Here is a 16,261-nt window from a genome sequence, read left to right on the forward strand (position 1 = left end):
ATCGGGTGAATGGCGGCGGATATGTTGACCCGCCCTACGATCCTGTAGGCCGGGTTAGCGTAGCGCCACCCGGCAATTCAACTTAGTAGCTGCTTGCGCTCTTACCGTCACCGTGACCCAGCGCTTTCAGCAGGCTGGCCAGCAGGCTGGACGCGCCGAAGCGGTAGTGGCGGGAATCAGCCCAGTCGGCGCCGAACAGCTCGTCGGCAATCGCCAGGAACTGCTGCGCGTCTTCCGCGGTACGCACGCCGCCCGCCGGTTTGAAGCCAACGGTTTTGGACACGCCCATATCACGGATGACTTCCATCATGATGCGTGCGCTTTCCGGGGTAGCGTTGACCGGCACTTTACCGGTAGAAGTTTTAATGAAGTCCGCGCCCGCTTTGATGGAGATTTCAGACGCCTTACGAATCAGCGCCTCTTCTTTCAGCTCGCCGGTTTCGATGATCACTTTAAGCAGCACGTTTGCCGCCGCACACGCGTCTTTACAGGCTTTCACCAGGTCAAAACCGACCTGCTCGTTGCCGGCGATCAGCGCGCGGTACGGGAATACCACGTCAACTTCGTCCGCGCCGTACGCAATCGCCGCGCGGGTTTCTGCCAGCGCGATCTCGATATCGTCATTGCCGTGCGGGAAGTTAGTTACGGTGGCAATGCGCACATCCGGCGTGCCCTGCTCTTTCAGCGTTTTGCGGGCAATCGGGATAAAGCGCGGATAGATACAGACGGCGGCGGTGTTACCCACTGGCGTTTTCGCCTGATGGCACAGGGCGATGACTTTTTCATTGGTGTCGTCATCGTTCAGGGTGGTCAGGTCCATCAGTTTCAACGCGCGCAGGCTGCTTGCAGTTAAATCGGTCATAACATTCTCCAACGGCAGTGCCGTATAAATTTTACCTTGCGGGTCTGTGAGTATTCTAACATTCACCCGCATCCACACTTCGACATTCATCACAGTTAATGAAAACTGTGTGCAAATTTGCATTACTGTAATGAGATCTTCTTCAAATTTTAGTGCGTTAATTGCTGACTAAATCGGCGATATCCCCTGTCTGATCAAAAGCGCCACCAGGCTGGCTTCCTACAATTCGTTCACTATCCGCAGAACAACCAAGGAAGTGAACATGCCCGACGCCCTGCAACAACGTTGCCAGCACATTGTGACCAGCCCGGTGTTAACCCCGGAACAAAAACGTCATTTTCTGGCGCTGGAAGCAGAGAACAATCTGCCCTATCCCGCTCTGCCAGAGGCGGCCCGCGCCGCGCTGGACGGGGGATTCATCTGCGACATGTTCGAAGGCCATGCGCCTTACAAACCGCGCTACGTGCTGCCGGACTACGCTAAATTTCTGGCTAACGGCTCAGAATGGCTGGAGCTGGAAGGGGCTAAAGATCTGGATGATGCCCTCTCGCTGCTCACTATCCTTTATCACCATGTTCCGTCCGTCACATCAATGCCGGTCTATCTGGGCCAGCTCGATGAGATACTCAGCCCCTATGTTAAAATTCTAACACAGGATGAAATCGATAGCCGAATAAAACGTTTCTGGCGTTACCTGGACAGAACCCTGCCCGATGCGTTTATGCATGCCAATATCGGCCCGGCGGATACGCCTGTCACCCGAGCCATCCTTCGCGCGGATGCCGAACTGAAGCAGGTTGCGCCGAACCTGACCTTTATCTACGACCCGGATGTAACCCCCGGCGATCTGCTGCTGAGCGTGGCGGAAAACATTTGTGAATGTAGTAAACCGCATATTTCTAATGGCCCGGTGAATGATAAAATTTTCACAAAAGGTCGCTATGGCGTGGTGAGCTGTTACAACTCCCTGCCGCTGGCGGGCGGCGGCAGCACGCTGGTGCGCCTTAACCTGAAAGCGATCGCGGAACACAGCCGCTCACCGGAAGACTTTTTCACCCGTACCCTTCCCCACTACTGCCAGCAACAAATCGCGATCATCAATGCGCGCTGCGATTTTCTATATGAACAAGCCGGTTTCTTTGAGAATAGCTTCCTGGTGAAAGAGGGGCTGATTGATGCCGATCGCTTTGTGCCGATGTTTGGCATGTACGGTCTGGCCGAAGCGGTGAATGTGCTGTGCGAGAAAGCAGGCATTACGGGACGTTACGGTAAGAACGAACAGGCCAATGCTCTGGGCTACCGCATCAGTGAACAGCTTGCGGCGTTTGTTGAAAACACGCCGGTGAAACACGGCTGGCAGCACCGCGCGATGCTGCATGCCCAGTCTGGGATCAGTTCCGATTCTGGCACCACGCCGGGCGCACGTCTGCCGTACGGCGACGAACCGGACCCTGTCAGCCACCTGCTGGCCGTGGCGCCGCATCATAAACACTATCATTCGGGGATCAGCGATATTCTCACCCTGGAGGAAACGGTTAAACGCAATCCTCAGGCTGTGGTGCAGCTGTGCCTGGGGGCGTTCAACGCCGGTATGCGTGAGTTCACCGCGAATGTAGCCGGAAACGACCTGGTGCGCGTCACCGGGTATATGGTGCGGCTCTCCGATCTGGAGAAATACCGGGAGGCCGGCTCGCGCACCAACACCACCTGGCTCGGCGAGGAGGCCGCGCGCAATACCCGTATTCTGGAACGTCAGCCGCGCGTGATAAGCCATGAACAGCAGATGCGCTTTAGTTAGTCAGGTCATACCCTTCTCCTGCGTGGACGGGCCGGGCAGCCGCCTGGCGTTGTTCCTCCAGGGCTGTAACCTGCGCTGCAAAACCTGCCACAACCCGTGGACGATAGGGCGCTGCAACGACTGCGGCGACTGTGTTCCCTACTGTCCTCATGATGCGCTGGCAATTCAGGCCGGGCGCGTCTGGTGGCAGGAGAGTCACTGTCAGCAGTGCGACACCTGTCTGCACCTGTGTCAGCAGCAGGCGACGCCGATGGCGCAGCGCTATAGCGTCGAGGAGATCCTCTCCCGGGTTCGCACGTCCGCGCCGTTTATTGAGGGCGTGACCGTCAGCGGGGGTGAGGCCACCACGCAGCTGCCGTTTTTGGTTGCGCTGTTCACCGCGATCAAAGCCGATCCGTCCCTGCGCCATCTGACGTGCCTGGTGGACAGCAACGGCCTGTTAAGCGAAACCGGCTGGCAAAAGCTGTTACCGGTGTTTGACGGCGCGATGGTGGATCTGAAAGCCTGGGGCAATGAACATCACCGTTTTCTGACCGGGCGCGAAAACACGCAGATCAAGCAGAGCATCCTCTGGCTGGCCGATCGTCATCGCCTGACGGAGCTGCGCCTGCTGGTGATCCCCGCTCGGTGTGATTATCTGCACCATCTGCCATCGCTGACCGCTTTTATCCACGCGTTGGGGAACGTTCCTGTGCGGATCAACGCGTTTCATGCTCATGGGGTTTACGGGGAGGCGGCGCGATGGCGGAGCGCCACGCCGGAGGACATCGAGCCGCTGGCGCAGGCCCTGGAACGGCAGCAGATCACGGTGATCCGCCCGGCCCTTTATTTATAGCGTGATGCCGAAGACCGCGCGGGTGTTTTCCAGCAGCGCTCTGGCAATCACATCTTCAGGCTCCTGACGCAGCTCACACAGCACATCAAAAACGCGCGCCGCCTGCTCCGGGCGGTTGGGCTGGCCCTGAAAACCATTCAGCGGCATGTCAGGCGCATCCGTTTCCAGCAGGAGCGAGGTCAGCGGGAGCTGCGCCATCACATCACGGGTTTTGCTGGCACGCGGATAGGTAATGGTGCCACCGACGCCAATCTTATAGCCCAGCTCAATAAAACGCTGCGCCTGCTGAAGGCTTCCAGCGAAACCATGGACCACGCCCCTGCGCGGCACGTCGATACGCTTCAGGTGCATCGCCAGTTTGTCATGGGTACGTCTGGAGTGGAGGATCACCGGCAGATCGTGGCGCTTTGCCAGCCGGAGCTGCGCATCCAGGATCGTCTGCTGGCGCTCAAACTGCGGATCTTCACGATAGAGATCGAGGCCGATCTCACCGATGGCAACCAGCTTCGTATCCGCATTTTGCAGCGTGGCATCCAGCCTGTCGAGATGGTCATCAAGATGGTGCTCAATAACGATCGGATGCAGACCCAGCGCGGCATACAGCGCATCGTGCTCCCGGGCAAGCGCCAGAACTTTGTCGAATCTCGCCGCTTCAATAGCGGGCACAATAATGACTCTCACACCGGCCTCAGCCGCGCGCGCAATACTTGATGTTTCCTCCCCGCTAAACGGCGGGAAATCAAAGTGGCAATGGGTATCGATAAAGCAGTGCGTCACGCCAGATCCTCGTTATCGAGTAAGCCATCGTTGGCCTGCGGCGCGTCCACCAGCGGCATCGCCACCGCGTCATTGGCCACAACGGCAGGCGGCAAAATGATGCTTTTATGCCGATGAAGAGGCGGTTGCTCCGCCAGCATTTTCCCGACGGTCGCCAGGAAGTAACGCCCGCACAGCCGCCCCGTTTTGTAATCCATACGCAACGCAGGCAGGCGACTGCCCAGCGCCATGCTCAACAGCGGCTTAGGCGGATAAATTTCAAAGATGCGCAGCTTGCCCGGTGGTTTTTCAATAAAACGCTGCATCGCGCCGTAGGTGGTTTCATGCTGCTTCGCGATATTCACCAGCGGTTGCAGGCTGCTGTCGCCCAGCCAGCGTTCCATCCGCTTAAACCACTGTGGGGTGTAATACATCTGCGAAGGCACCGTGCGGATCACCACAATGGTTTTTGCCCCGCGCCGCGCCGCCTCCTGTACCGGCACCGCGTCGCTGATACCGCCGTCAAGATAGTTTATCCCCTCCAGCAGGGCGCCGGTGCGGTAGAATCCCGGGATCGCGCTGGACGCGCGGATGATATCCAGCCAGTTCTCTTTCTGCGGCGAAAAGTAACCCGGCGAATAGTCATCGCCACGGCTGGCGCACATCCAGAACTCTTTGCCGGTATCGAACAGACGTGACGCGGTATCCATGGCCAGCGGCATCTGGCTGGAGGTAGCATCCAGTAACCAGTCGAGATCGATCAGGTTCCCGCCGCGTACGAAGCGTACCGGATTGAAGAATTCTTTGGAGGTGGTGTAGCGCATAATCACTTTGCGCGCATAGCCGGGCTGGTTGCAGACATAGGCGGAGAGGTTCTGCGCCCCGGCAGAGGTGCCGAAATAGAGATCGAACGGGTTGAATTGCGCGCGCATAAATTCGTCGAGCACGCCAGCAGTGAAAATACCGCGCTGCCCTCCCCCTTCACAGACCAGCGCAAGCTGGCCTGCATGAAACGGTTTTAACGTCAGCGGCGCAATATTGCCGAGCGTAACGGGAATTCGTTGCCCCACCTCTGCCTTCCTGTTTTCATTATTTTGATGAGACACAGTAACGCACTTCCCCGGTGGTTCTCAAACGAGAAAAAGCCAGTCACGAGGACTGGCTTGAGTTTGTTTAGTAAATATTGCGTTTGCTACGGGCGACGTCGACCCGTAAACAGGCTGACCAGGAACAGAATAATACCGACGACGAAGACAATTTTCGCTGCCCATGCCGCGGTACCCGCCAGTCCACCAAAGCCCAATGCGGCGGCAATTAACGCGATAACCAGAAATATAATGCCCCAACGAAACATAAGCCTCTCCTTTACCATAGTTAATGTCGGCCGCTAAACGTGAGCGCTCAGGTCACTCACCGGCTTTTCCAGAATCGTTTTTATTTCGCCCGCGGTTTTCAGCCTGACGGGCGAATGGTACTGCTTTACTTCGTTTTCAGATCGTTTTTGACGCTTTTCACACCATCAATAGCTTTCGCAATTGACTCGGCACGATCGCTTTGTGCCTGATTCTCAACCGTACCGGACAGCTGGACCACACCATCGGTGGTTTCAACTTTCACCATACGGGATGGCACGATGTCGTCAGCTAACAGTTTAGCTTTGATTTCGCTGGTAGTTGCTGCATCTCCGGCATAGCCCTTCACCGACGATTCTTTGCTGTCACGTACGTGCAATTTGTCGCTGACGGAGCTTACGCCCTCAACGCCTTTCGCCACTTTAACGGCTTCTTCGGCCTGGGTCTGGCTTTCAACGAAACCGCTCAGGGTGACAACCTTGTTGTCGGTTTTAACAGAAATATCGGTGCTCTTGATGGATTCGTGATCCACCAGTGCGGCTTTCACTTTTGCTGTGATTGAGCTGTCATCCATGAAATTACCGACTTTATTCATAGAGCTATCGATTTTTTCCCCTGCGGTATTGGCGGAATTTTGCGCTTTATCCATGGTGCTGGTTTCCGCCAGAGCAGAACCGCTTACCAGGACACTACCCAATGTTACAGCCAGCAGAGTTTTAGAAATCTTCAGTCTTGTCATATTCATCGATTTATTCCTGTGTTTTGCCCATTATTTGGGCGACATACTTCCCTAATCTTGGTTTTATATATTGCGAATTAACACCGGGGCAAAATGGAGAACCAATGGACATGCATTGAACAGTTAATTCATCCACGCCCGGTGCTAAACACTGAGTTAAATATAGATCACAATCAGAGGGGTGCATTCAGAATTGGGGAAAAAACGAACGAATAGCGAAAAATTGCGGTGAATTAAGAACATTCCGCAAGGGTTTAATAACACAGGAATTAAAGAAGAGCACGGCGGCTGCCGTGCTCTGAAAGGAAATTAATGCTCGCGGGTTTTGCGGAACTGAACATCAGGATAACGTTCCTGCGTCAGGTTCAGGTTTACCATGGTTGGGGCGATATAGGTCAGGTTATCGCCACCGTCCAGCGCCAGCTGAACTTCGTTCTTACGTTTAAATTCTTCGAATTTCTTCACGTCAGAACACTCAACCCAGCGCGCCGTCGCCACGTTCACCGATTCGTAAATCGCTTCCACGTTGTACTCGCTCTTAAGACGGGCAACCACCACGTCGAACTGGAGCACACCCACCGCGCCCACGATCAGATCGTTGTTGGCGATTGGGCGGAACACCTGTACCGCGCCCTCTTCGGAAAGCTGGACCAGGCCTTTCAGCAGCTGCTTCTGCTTCAGCGGATCGCGCAGGCGAATGCGGCGGAACAGTTCTGGCGCGAAGTTAGGGATACCGGTGAACTTCATCATTTCGCCTTGCGTGAAGGTATCGCCAATCTGAATGGTACCGTGGTTGTGTAAACCAATGATGTCACCCGGATAGGCTTCTTCTACATGCGAACGATCGCCCGCCATGAAGGTCAGCGCGTCGGATATCACTACGTCTTTACCGATACGGACCTGACGCAGCTTCATGCCCTTTTCGTACTTACCGGAAACCACGCGCATAAAGGCGACGCGGTCGCGGTGTTTCGGGTCCATGTTGGCCTGAATTTTAAAGACGAAGCCGGAGAACTTCTCTTCCTTCGCTTCTACTTCGCGGGTGTCGGTTTTACGCGGCATCGGCTGCGGGGCCCACTCAACCAGACCGTCGAGCATATGGTCAACGCCGAAGTTGCCGAGTGCGGTACCGAAGAAGACCGGGGTAATTTCACCGCTCAGGAACAGCTCTCTGTCGAACTCATGCGACGCGCCTTTAACCAGCTCCAGCTCATCGCGCAGCTGGGCCGCCAGCTCTTCACCGACAGCGGCGTCCAGCTCCGGGTTGTCCAGACCTTTCACAATGCGGACTTCCTGAATGGTGTGGCCCTTACCGGTCTGGTACAGGTAGGTTTCGTCTTTATAGAGGTGGTAAACCCCTTTGAACAGCTTGCCGCAGCCAATCGGCCAGGTGATTGGCGCGCAGGCAATCTTCAGCTCGTTTTCCACTTCATCCATCAGCTCCATCGGATCACGGATGTCACGGTCGAGTTTGTTCATAAAGGTGAGGATCGGCGTATCGCGCAGACGGGTGACTTCCATCAGCTTGCGGGTACGATCTTCAACACCTTTCGCAGCGTCGATCACCATCAGGCAGCAGTCCACCGCCGTCAGCGTACGGTAGGTATCTTCGGAGAAGTCTTCGTGCCCCGGGGTGTCCAGCAGGTTCACCAGGCAGTCGTGATACGGGAACTGCATCACGGAGGTGGTAATCGAAATACCACGCTGCTTTTCCATCTCCATCCAGTCGGATTTAGCATGCTGGCTGGAGCCACGGCCTTTAACGGTACCCGCGGTCTGGATCGCCTGTCCGAACAGCAACACCTTCTCGGTGATGGTCGTTTTACCGGCATCCGGGTGCGAGATAATGGCAAAAGTGCGGCGTTTGGCCACCTCTTGCAGATAAGGAGACAACGTCATAATCAATTCTTCTTAGGTAAGCGCGGCAGCAGGCCGCGCATCATGGAATACGAAAAATGCGGCTATTTTACCCATCAACAGGGGGCAGGCAATCATTGTTTACACAGGAGCTGCTCCAGTTCGTTCAATGACGTAACGGTCCAGGTCGGCTCGATGCCTTCCGGCAGCGTGCGACCATGCGCATTCAGCCAGACGGTCGACAGGCCCGATCTCATACCTCCCAGAATATCAGATTCTGCCGTATCCCCCACCATCAGCACGCGATCGCGGTCAGGATTGCCCGCTTGCGCCAGCGCATAATCGAAAATACGCGGATCCGGCTTCGGTACGCCCACCTCTTCGGAGATCACCAGCGCGTCGAAATGATCGCGCAGGCCGGTGCGTTCAAGGCGGATCTGCTGAAGCGCGGTAAAGCCGTTGGTAATGATCCCAAGCTTCACCTTCCCTTTCAGCGAATCCAGCAGAGAAACGGCGCCGGGCAGCGGCGCGCAGATATCCGCCATCGCATTCAGGAAGGCCTCGTTCAGCGCCCCAGGACTGACGTTTAACCGTTCAGCCCACACGTCAAAACGCTGATGCTGAAGCTGTAACGCGGTGATGGCTCCGTTCTGGTAATCCACCCACAGCGGTTTGTTCACCGCCTGATAGTCCTGAAAATCTTCCGCGGTGAACGTCACGCTATAGTCGAGAAACATCCGCTGTAGGCCGCCGAACGAGTCAAACGTAAACAGCGTTTCGTCGGCATCAAAGAAAATCCAGTCCCATTTCATCGTTACAACCTTATTTTCGTTATCCAATCGGCAGAGCCATGATAATGGCGTCTTCACGTCCCTCTGCGGTGGGGTAGTAGTTACGGCGGATAGTCGCCTCGTTGAAGCCTAAGCTTTCATAGAGCGCGATGGCGGCGACATTGGACGCGCGCACCTCCAGCCACAGGGTGAAAACGTCACGGGTTTCCAGCTCACGAATGAGGTGCTCAAGCAGTTCCCTGCCCAGCCCGCGGCGCTGATAAGCGGGATCGACCGCAATATTAAACAGCGTCGCCTCGTCCAGAACGACCTGTGTGATGGCGAACGCAGCCATCGCACCGTCAACGTCCAGGCGGAGATTTAAATAGCGTTCGCCCTGATTGCTGGCAAACGTCTTTTCGCTCCACGGAAAGGCATGGGCGCGGGTTTCAATCGCGAACGCGGTGGTCAGGTCAGCCGTCGTGAGGGAAGAAATCGTGTTCATATTCGCAAATTTGTTGCCATAGCGCGCTACGCGCTTTTGGGTTGGCTTTCAGTTCGTCCAGCGCTGGCGAACTGATCTGGCTTCCTTCAAGAGGTAGCTCGTCCACCGCCCCGATTCGCCAGCTGTTACAGCGGCTGTCAGGGGGAAGCATCGCGACGCTTTCAGGCGCCAGCTGTAATACCTGATCGCGGGTCACCTTCAGGGTGCGAAGGACATCCTCAATCAGGGGCTCGTTCAGGGCAGGCGGCGCTTCTGCCACCATCACCAGGCGGACATGCGCAGGTATGGAGATGGCTATTTCGCCCCGCAACGCCGTCGGGCGACGCAAAGCCCACTGGGTAATGCCCAGCTGCTGCAACTGCCAGTCTCGTCGGGATGTCATAGCGAAAACTCCTGTCTCTCAGGCGCGCAAATATAGCAAATGTGTCGAAACTGCGCCATCTACCTACTATAATCCCCGCCTGAGTTTATTGAGGAACAATTCATGTCTGCATTTACCCCGGCAAGTGAAGTCTTGCTGCGTCACAGTGATGATTTCGAAGAAAGCCGTATTCTGTTTGCCGGAGATATGCAGGATGACCTGCCCGCGCGTTTCGACTGTGCTGAAAGCCTTGCCCACACCCAGTACTATCACCACTGGCAGGTGCTGAGCCGCCAGATGGGCGAGCGCGCGCGCTTTAGCCTGGCGGCGGAGCAGAGCGATATTGCTGACTGCGATACGCTCATTTACTACTGGCCGAAAAACAAGCCGGAAGCCCAGTTCCAGCTGATGAACCTGCTTTCTCTGCTGCCGGTCGGCTGCGATATTTTTGTTGTCGGTGAGAACCGCAGCGGGGTGCGTAGCGCAGAGCAGATGCTCGAAGCCTGGGCGCCGCTGACGAAAATCGACAGCGCCCGTCGCTGCGGACTGTACCATGGTCGTCTGGAAAAACAGACCACCTTCGATGCCGACGCCTTCTGGGACGAGTACCAGCTTGACGGCCTGACCATTAAAACCCTGCCGGGCGTGTTCAGTCGTGATGCGCTCGATACGGGCAGCAAGCTGCTGCTGTCCACCCTGACGCCTCACACCAAGGGCAAGGTGCTGGACGTCGGCTGTGGCGCGGGCGTGCTGTCAACGGTTCTCGCCAGCCACTCACCAAAAGTGCGTTTAACCCTGTGTGACGTGAGCGCCCCGGCAGTAGAAGCCAGCCGCGCCACGCTTGCTGCGAATGGCATAGAAGGTGACGTGTTTGCCAGCAACGTCTTCTCCGACGTGACCGGTCGCTTTGACATGATCATCTCTAACCCGCCGTTCCACGACGGAATGGAGACCAGCCTTGAAGCGGCGCAAACGCTGATCCGTGGCGCAACCCGTCACCTCAACAGCGGCGGTGAGCTGCGTATCGTAGCGAACGCCTTCCTCGCGTACCCGAAAGTGCTGGATGAAACCTTTGGCTTCCACGAAGTGATCGCCCAGACGGGCCGCTTTAAGGTCTATCGCACCGTGATGACGCGCCAGGCGAAAAAGTAAACCCCCGGTCCGGCGATGGCTGACGCTGCCATCGCCCATTTTTGCAGCAATCAAAACAACGTGCGCAATTTTCTGTTGACGTAAAGCTGAAAACATCTAGAATGCGCCTCCGTGGTTACGATACTTTTACAGTGTCGATGGTATGCGAAGGTGGCGGAATTGGTAGACGCGCTAGCTTCAGGTGTTAGTGTCCTTACGGACGTGGGGGTTCAAGTCCCCCCCCTCGCACCATAAATCACGTTGATATTGCTCGCACTGGGCGAAGGTGGCGGAATTGGTAGACGCGCTAGCTTCAGGTGTTAGTGTCCTTAGGATGTGGGGGTTCGAGTCCCCCCCCTCGCACCAACGAGGCGATATCAAACCAGTAAGATGACTGTGCGAAGGTGGCGGAATTGGTAGACGCGCTAGCTTCAGGTGTTAGTGTCCTTACGGACGTGGGGGTTCAAGTCCCCCCCCTCGCACCATAAATCACGTTGATATTGCTCGCACTGGGCGAAGGTGGCGGAATTGGTAGACGCGCTAGCTTCAGGTGTTAGTGTCCTTACGGACGTGGGGGTTCAAGTCCCCCCCCTCGCACCAATTATCTTACATCCCCTCAGCAGTGCCTCCTGTTTTTCCCTTTTATTTCAAACTCATCAGAATCACCAGCAGTCCACTGATTAGCGCAACGCATGATGGCAGCAGCACGTAATGCCGTAACTGTTTGTGCCAGATCATTGCGGATGTCACCAGCAAGCCTGAAACAATCATTGCTTTCCAGACATCAATGGGGAGATCGGCAAACATTAGCCCACCGATAATGGAACCAGGCAGTAATATTCCCCACCCACTTCCCAGCGCTTTGCTCAACATGGTTTCACCTCTCGCACTGATAATGATAACCAGTATCATATGATAGTAATTATCACTTGTCAGCATGCGACGTAAGAAATTGCGCCAGCAATTGCTTTCCCATAATGACAGAGAATGTGTAAGGTGATAAATTGCCCACCTGTTAACTTCCGATAAAGTTATTCTGATAATAAAAATTCAATTTTGTAGCGCCCAATATTACACAACAACACCTTGCTCATTGTTTTAATTGAGTTTTAATAAAAACGCACGCATATGACATCACAATCCTGGCTGTCTTTAGTCAACAAGAAATATCAGCTATCTTTACGTTTGTTTTTATTTCTGAACGCTGCATCAGCATTGTTCTCGGTAACAAACCCTCTCTATTCCGTGCGTGTGTTATCAGTCCCGCTCTTTGCCGTACTGACTATCAGCACAGGCTTACTTATCTGGCACTGGAAAAACAGCACGCGAAAAATAAATATCCCTGTTGTTTCAGCTATTTTTGGTCTTTTATGGGCCTGGCAGATCGTCTCTAAATTTCTGTTAATCACGCACGATCACGCGACCTATTTAATGATGGCGCTATTAACAGTGCTTTTTATAGGGTCTCTGGCGTTCGCAAGTAATATTAAAGCCTTTACGTTACATTCATTTCCCGCTTTTATATCCTGCCTGTGGCTTAGTCCGTCCGAAAACTGGCTGAGAATGGCCTATTTTTTCGCGCTGCCGGTGGTTGCCATTGGTATCCATCATGTTCTTCAGCGGCGCAATGACCGTTTCGCCCAGGAGCTGCTTTCCGAACTGCTGGAGGAGCGCGAAACCCTGACCGATCTCAGCATGATGGACCCGCTCACCGGCCTATATAACCGTCGCGGGCTGCAAAGCCGGCTGGAGAATCTTCCCAGGCCTGACGCTGGCGAGCACTTCGTGCTGCTGATGGATATCGACCACTTCAAAGCCTACAACGACCATTATGGCCATATGATGGGCGATCAGGCCTTGATCAGGGTCTCGGCTGCGATACGCGACGCCGTGCGCTCACGCGATGTTGTCGCCCGGTTTGGCGGGGAAGAATTTATGGTGCTGTTGAGTAACATCCCGCTGGAGCAAGCGCGACAGACGGCTGAACGCATACGTCAGAAGGTTTACGATCTTAAAATCCCCCATATGTTTAACGAAAGCGTCGCCACTAACGTGACCATCAGCATTGGCATCGCCATGTTCGAAGGTGACGACGTTGAGGGCGCGCTGGCGAAAGCCGATAAAGCTCTCTATGAAGCCAAGCATATGGGACGTAACAGCATTCTGCTGAGCGAAGAGCTTCATACCGCCTGAAACCGCCTTCACAGTGCCAGGATAAAACGCTTGCGCTCGGTTTTATCTATAGTTAGGATTGGCAATCATTATCATTTAGATTTGTAATCTACACTATGGCGACTCGTACCGCACACATCGTTGAGCCCCTGCTCTGGCGAGTTCCACTCTCCGCCGGGGAAACGACGTTTGCGGATGCCATTCGGGAAAAAATTGCCGTAACGCGCGCCCATCTGCTGGATTTCATCAAACTGGATGAAGCACCGCCGCATCATGCTCTGACGCTGACTGAGTGGCAACGCCCTGCGGAGCTGCGGTCACTGCTGGCAACCTATTCCGACCATATTTATCGTAACCAACCTACCCTGACGCGGGAAAACAAACCGCTGTTATCCCTCTGGGCACAGTGGTATATCGGGCTGATGGTGCCGCCTGTCATGCTGGCCCTGTTGACCCAGGAAACGATGCTCGATCTCTCGTCGGAACATTTCCATGTTGAGTTTCATGAAACCGGGCGTGCTGCCTGTTTCTGGATTGATGTACATGAAGATCCGAGCGCGAGACACCTGTCAGCGCAGGCGCGTATGGAACGGCTGATTACAAGAGCGCTGGTTCCGGTCATTGATGCGCTGGAAGCGACGGGAGAGATTAACGGCAAACTGATCTGGAGTAATACCGGGTATCTTATCCACTGGTATTTAACGGAGATGAAGCCGCTGCTCGGCGACGAGAAAGTGGATGCACTGCGTCAGAGCTGTTTCTTTGCCAGACAGCTGTCGGATGGACGGGACAACCCTCTTTACCGCACCGTGGTTCCGCGTGAGGGACTTCTGGTACGTCGTACCTGCTGTCAGCGCTACCGTTTGCCGGACGTCCAGCAGTGTGGCGATTGCACGCTTAAGTAGTCTGGCCCGGCCTGAAACCCGCAGAGAGAGGGAACAAACATTAAAAACGGCAACCTGCGTTGCCGTTTTGCTTTTACCTAAGCGACCTGCTGATTTTCCTCTTCTCCATTACGCTGTGCTTCTTCCGCTTCCTGCTGAAGCAACTGTTTCTCGTACACCTTGAAGAACGGGAAATAGATAATGGCGGAAACGCAGGCCAAAACCAGCACCAGAATGGCTGCACGGAAATCCCAGCCCAGCGCCCAGGCGGCACCAACCGGAGCCGGTGCCGTCCACGGCACAACGGAAATCACGCGGCCAATCAGATCAAACTTCATCGCTGCCCATGCCAGCACGGCATTAACCATCGGCGCCAGCAGGAAAGGAATAAAGAACACCGGGTTCATCACAATCGGCGTACCGAAAATCACCGGTTCATTGATATTGAAAATGCTTGGTACCACGCTCAGACGTCCAATGGAGCGCAGGTGCGCGGAGCGGCTACGCAGATAGCAGAACACCAGCCCCATCGTCGCCCCCGATCCGCCGATAACGATAAAGAACGTCCAGAAGGCTTCCATAAAGATGTGTGGCAAAGGCTGGCTCGCCGCCAGCGCGGTCTGGTTCGCCCCCAGGTTTGTCAGCCAGAACATTTGCAGCATCCCGGAGACAATCGCCGCGCCGTGGATCCCGGCAAACCACAGCAGGTGGCCAATCAGCACCGCCAGCAGGATCGCAGGCAGCGAGTCAGCCGCAGAGACCAGCGGTTTGAATATCGACATGATGGCCTGTGGGATCAGCATACCGAACTGCGACTGGATCAGCAGGCTCAGCGGGTATAGCGTGAGCACCACTACCAGCACCGGGATCAGCAGGTCAAACGAGTTTTTGATCATCGGTGGAACCTGGTCTGGCAGGCGGATCCCGATATTGTGTGCTTTCAGGAAACGCATCATCTCAACGCAATAGATCGCCACCAGAATCGCGGTGAAAATACCGGTCCCTCCCAGGCTATCCACCGGTAAAGCGCCTTTGGTTTTAGGGGCGGCGACCAGCAGGAACGCCATCAGCGACAGCATCGCGCACATGAACGGATCCAGCTGATGCGTTTTAACGTAATGTTTGCCCAGGTTGTAGGCAATAGCCGCACAGATATAAAGGGACATCACCCCCATTGTCATATCAAACGGCGTCAGAATTTGACCTTCAAACTGCTTCGCCATATCCAGCCAGGCGCGAGCAAAACCCCAGGTGGTATCAGGCGAAAAAGGCGGGTAAGCGAACACTAATAAAAACGAGCCCACAATCATAAACGGCATCGCTGAGATAAACCCGTCACGAATAGCCATAACGTGACGCTGGGAAGAGATACGCCCGGCAATAGGGCTGACATAATTTTCAACGAAGCGGAAAATCAGATTAAATGCAGCGTGGTTGGCAGACATAGCAGATCTCCTGTCAGACGTTCGTTTTGGACGCTCTCACGTCACACGTTGTTCCATACATCAGCGTCACAACCTTGCCGGATCGTGTACCTGCGGTACTGCTCAAACGGAATGGTTTCATAATTAGCTCTTATTATTAGATACAGGGGAAGTTACACACTTAGTATTAATCTCTGCATCACGCTCTGCAACCGGTTACTGTAACCGGTTTCTGTGAATGTGAAGGCGATCCAGAAATCGCCCCTGACGGATATTTGTTACTTAAGGGATATTTACAGCGACTAAATTCTTATGACAGATTACGCAGGATATTTGTCAGGAGGAATCAATGAGTTTGCAGTCTGTACAACAGTTTTTTGCCGAACACGCTCCGGATATAGAGATCATTGAGCTTAACCAAAGCACAGCGACTGTTGCCCTTGCTGCTGCCGCGCACAACGTTGAACCCGGCCAAATTGCCAAAACGCTGTCACTGAAAATTAAAAATGACGTGATTCTGGTGGTTGCAAAAGGTGATGCGCGTCTGGATAACAAAAAGCTTAAAGAGACATTCGGCGCAAAAGCCCGCATGCTCAGCAGCGATGAGGTAGTCACCCTGACGGGTCATCCTGTTGGCGGCGTCTGCCCTTTCGGACTGGAAAATCCGCTCTCTGTTTACTGTGACATCACATTAAAACAGTACGCGGAAGTGTTACCCGCAGCGGGTGCCATCCACAGTGCGGTGCGTATATCGCCCGACAGAATGGCGGAGCTGACCGCAGCAAAATGGGTCGATGTCTGCATTTAAACGTTGC

General features: G+C 54.7%; 17 protein-coding genes and 4 tRNA genes. 10 read left to right on the forward strand and 11 right to left on the reverse strand.

Annotated features, from left to right (window positions below):
- Positions 1 to 82: 82 nt before the first annotated feature.
- Complete coding sequence (deoC, locus tag SK62_RS17820) at positions 83 to 862, reverse strand: deoxyribose-phosphate aldolase (protein ID WP_003856543.1); 780 nt, start codon at positions 860 to 862, stop codon at positions 83 to 85.
- Positions 863 to 1,124: 262 nt separating this feature from the next.
- On the opposite strand from deoC, the gene SK62_RS17825 reads away from it, so the two are divergent.
- Together SK62_RS17825 and SK62_RS17830 are read left to right on the forward strand one after the other, a co-directional pair.
- Positions 1,125 to 2,660, forward strand: a complete 1,536-nt coding sequence (locus SK62_RS17825) for a YjjI family glycine radical enzyme (protein ID WP_047718383.1) — start codon at positions 1,125 to 1,127, stop codon at positions 2,658 to 2,660.
- A complete protein-coding gene (locus SK62_RS17830; protein WP_047718382.1) occupies positions 2,635 to 3,495 on the forward strand; it encodes a YjjW family glycine radical enzyme activase in 861 nt (286 codons plus the stop codon). Before SK62_RS17825 ends, SK62_RS17830 begins: the two co-directional genes overlap by 26 nt.
- Here SK62_RS17830 and SK62_RS17835 read toward each other — a convergent pair.
- The 8 genes from SK62_RS17835 to SK62_RS17870 all read right to left on the reverse strand — a co-directional run bounded on the left by SK62_RS17835 (position 3,490) and on the right by SK62_RS17870 (position 9,856).
- Entirely contained in the window at positions 3,490 to 4,272 is a 783-nt protein-coding gene (locus SK62_RS17835) for a TatD family hydrolase (RefSeq protein WP_047718380.1), read from the reverse strand. The genes SK62_RS17830 and SK62_RS17835 overlap by 6 nt on opposite strands.
- Positions 4,269 to 5,321: a patatin-like phospholipase family protein gene (locus tag SK62_RS17840; RefSeq protein ID WP_047718379.1), complete on the reverse strand. Its 1,053-nt coding sequence runs from the start codon at positions 5,319 to 5,321 to the stop codon at positions 4,269 to 4,271. Before SK62_RS17840 ends, SK62_RS17835 begins: the two co-directional genes overlap by 4 nt.
- A 122-nt stretch (positions 5,322 to 5,443) precedes the next feature.
- Complete coding sequence (locus SK62_RS17845; RefSeq protein WP_003856556.1) at positions 5,444 to 5,605, reverse strand: DUF1328 domain-containing protein; 162 nt, start codon at positions 5,603 to 5,605, stop codon at positions 5,444 to 5,446.
- A 125-nt stretch (positions 5,606 to 5,730) separates the two neighbouring features.
- A complete protein-coding gene (gene osmY, locus SK62_RS17850) occupies positions 5,731 to 6,348 on the reverse strand; it encodes a molecular chaperone OsmY (RefSeq protein WP_015572610.1) in 618 nt (205 codons plus the stop codon).
- 303 nt (positions 6,349 to 6,651) lie between these two features.
- On the reverse strand, positions 6,652 to 8,241 hold the full coding sequence (prfC, locus tag SK62_RS17855) for a peptide chain release factor 3 (protein ID WP_006810210.1): 1,590 nt from the start codon (positions 8,239 to 8,241) through the stop codon (positions 6,652 to 6,654).
- Between the two features lie 92 nt (positions 8,242 to 8,333).
- Positions 8,334 to 9,011, reverse strand: a complete 678-nt coding sequence (gene yjjG, locus SK62_RS17860) for a pyrimidine 5'-nucleotidase (protein ID WP_017383835.1) — start codon at positions 9,009 to 9,011, stop codon at positions 8,334 to 8,336.
- 19 nt (positions 9,012 to 9,030) lie between these two features.
- The gene (rimI, locus tag SK62_RS17865; protein WP_003856565.1) at positions 9,031 to 9,474 is read right to left on the reverse strand and encodes a ribosomal protein S18-alanine N-acetyltransferase; all 444 of its coding nucleotides are present in this window, start codon (positions 9,472 to 9,474) and stop codon (positions 9,031 to 9,033) included.
- Positions 9,443 to 9,856 (reverse strand): DNA polymerase III subunit psi, encoded by a 414-nt coding sequence (locus tag SK62_RS17870; protein WP_023295888.1) that lies wholly within the window; start codon positions 9,854 to 9,856, stop codon positions 9,443 to 9,445. The genes rimI and SK62_RS17870 overlap by 32 nt, the downstream gene beginning before the upstream one ends.
- Positions 9,857 to 9,958: 102 nt before the next feature.
- Here SK62_RS17870 and rsmC point away from each other — a divergent pair, with 102 nt between their 5' ends.
- The 5 genes from rsmC (at position 9,959) to SK62_RS17895 (ending at position 11,566) form a co-directional block, all read left to right on the forward strand.
- The gene (gene rsmC / locus SK62_RS17875; RefSeq protein ID WP_045330218.1) at positions 9,959 to 10,987 is read left to right on the forward strand and encodes a 16S rRNA (guanine(1207)-N(2))-methyltransferase RsmC; all 1,029 of its coding nucleotides are present in this window, start codon (positions 9,959 to 9,961) and stop codon (positions 10,985 to 10,987) included.
- A 144-nt stretch (positions 10,988 to 11,131) separates the two neighbouring features.
- Positions 11,132 to 11,218: transfer RNA gene (locus SK62_RS17880), tRNA-Leu, on the forward strand.
- A 28-nt stretch (positions 11,219 to 11,246) separates the two neighbouring features.
- A tRNA-Leu gene (locus tag SK62_RS17885) sits at positions 11,247 to 11,332 on the forward strand.
- A gap of 32 nt (positions 11,333 to 11,364) precedes the next feature.
- A tRNA-Leu gene (locus SK62_RS17890) sits at positions 11,365 to 11,451 on the forward strand.
- Positions 11,452 to 11,479: 28 nt separating this feature from the next.
- Positions 11,480 to 11,566: transfer RNA gene (locus SK62_RS17895), tRNA-Leu, on the forward strand.
- 42 nt (positions 11,567 to 11,608) lie between these two features.
- On the opposite strand, the gene SK62_RS17900 is transcribed toward SK62_RS17895, so the two are convergent.
- Positions 11,609 to 11,878: a DUF1435 domain-containing protein gene (locus tag SK62_RS17900; protein WP_026080652.1), complete on the reverse strand. Its 270-nt coding sequence runs from the start codon at positions 11,876 to 11,878 to the stop codon at positions 11,609 to 11,611.
- Positions 11,879 to 12,094: 216 nt separating this feature from the next.
- On the opposite strand from SK62_RS17900, the gene SK62_RS17905 reads away from it, so the two are divergent.
- Together SK62_RS17905 and fhuF are read left to right on the forward strand one after the other, a co-directional pair.
- A complete protein-coding gene (locus SK62_RS17905) occupies positions 12,095 to 13,159 on the forward strand; it encodes a GGDEF domain-containing protein (RefSeq protein ID WP_032103055.1) in 1,065 nt (354 codons plus the stop codon).
- Between the two features lie 95 nt (positions 13,160 to 13,254).
- Positions 13,255 to 14,043, forward strand: coding sequence for a siderophore-iron reductase FhuF (gene fhuF, locus SK62_RS17910; protein WP_045348396.1), 789 nt, complete (start codon positions 13,255 to 13,257; stop codon positions 14,041 to 14,043).
- A gap of 77 nt (positions 14,044 to 14,120) precedes the next feature.
- On the opposite strand, the gene SK62_RS17915 is transcribed toward fhuF, so the two are convergent.
- Positions 14,121 to 15,467 (reverse strand): PTS cellobiose transporter subunit IIC, encoded by a 1,347-nt coding sequence (locus tag SK62_RS17915; RefSeq protein ID WP_003856571.1) that lies wholly within the window; start codon positions 15,465 to 15,467, stop codon positions 14,121 to 14,123.
- A gap of 328 nt (positions 15,468 to 15,795) precedes the next feature.
- Here SK62_RS17915 and SK62_RS17920 point away from each other — a divergent pair, with 328 nt between their 5' ends.
- Positions 15,796 to 16,254: a YbaK/EbsC family protein gene (locus SK62_RS17920; protein WP_003856572.1), complete on the forward strand. Its 459-nt coding sequence runs from the start codon at positions 15,796 to 15,798 to the stop codon at positions 16,252 to 16,254.
- Positions 16,255 to 16,261: the final 7 nt, after the last annotated feature.

Origin of the sequence: Enterobacter sp. BIDMC109, assembly GCF_001037885.1 — a bacterium.
In the GTDB taxonomy this organism is placed as follows: domain Bacteria; phylum Pseudomonadota; class Gammaproteobacteria; order Enterobacterales; family Enterobacteriaceae; genus Enterobacter; species Enterobacter hormaechei_C.

Excerpts from the sequence above, each read along its gene's own strand:
- osmY (WP_015572610.1), bottom strand. The coding sequence starts at position 6,348 with ATGAATATGACAAGACTGAAGATTTCTAAAACTCTGCTGGCTGTAACA.
- yjjG (WP_017383835.1), bottom strand. The coding sequence starts at position 9,011 with ATGAAATGGGACTGGATTTTCTTTGATGCCGACGAAACGCTGTTTACG.
- rimI (WP_003856565.1), bottom strand. The coding sequence starts at position 9,474 with ATGAACACGATTTCTTCCCTCACGACGGCTGACCTGACCACCGCGTTC.
- rsmC (WP_045330218.1), top strand. The coding sequence starts at position 9,959 with ATGTCTGCATTTACCCCGGCAAGTGAAGTCTTGCTGCGTCACAGTGAT.
- SK62_RS17915 (WP_003856571.1), bottom strand. The coding sequence starts at position 15,467 with ATGTCTGCCAACCACGCTGCATTTAATCTGATTTTCCGCTTCGTTGAA.
- SK62_RS17870 (WP_023295888.1), bottom strand. The coding sequence starts at position 9,856 with ATGACATCCCGACGAGACTGGCAGTTGCAGCAGCTGGGCATTACCCAG.
- deoC (WP_003856543.1), bottom strand. The coding sequence starts at position 862 with ATGACCGATTTAACTGCAAGCAGCCTGCGCGCGTTGAAACTGATGGAC.
- SK62_RS17905 (WP_032103055.1), top strand. The coding sequence starts at position 12,095 with ATGACATCACAATCCTGGCTGTCTTTAGTCAACAAGAAATATCAGCTA.
- SK62_RS17830 (WP_047718382.1), top strand. The coding sequence starts at position 2,635 with ATGAACAGCAGATGCGCTTTAGTTAGTCAGGTCATACCCTTCTCCTGC.
- SK62_RS17900 (WP_026080652.1), bottom strand. The coding sequence starts at position 11,878 with ATGATACTGGTTATCATTATCAGTGCGAGAGGTGAAACCATGTTGAGC.
- SK62_RS17920 (WP_003856572.1), top strand. The coding sequence starts at position 15,796 with ATGAGTTTGCAGTCTGTACAACAGTTTTTTGCCGAACACGCTCCGGAT.
- fhuF (WP_045348396.1), top strand. The coding sequence starts at position 13,255 with ATGGCGACTCGTACCGCACACATCGTTGAGCCCCTGCTCTGGCGAGTT.
- prfC (WP_006810210.1), bottom strand. The coding sequence starts at position 8,241 with ATGACGTTGTCTCCTTATCTGCAAGAGGTGGCCAAACGCCGCACTTTT.
- SK62_RS17845 (WP_003856556.1), bottom strand. The coding sequence starts at position 5,605 with ATGTTTCGTTGGGGCATTATATTTCTGGTTATCGCGTTAATTGCCGCC.
- SK62_RS17825 (WP_047718383.1), top strand. The coding sequence starts at position 1,125 with ATGCCCGACGCCCTGCAACAACGTTGCCAGCACATTGTGACCAGCCCG.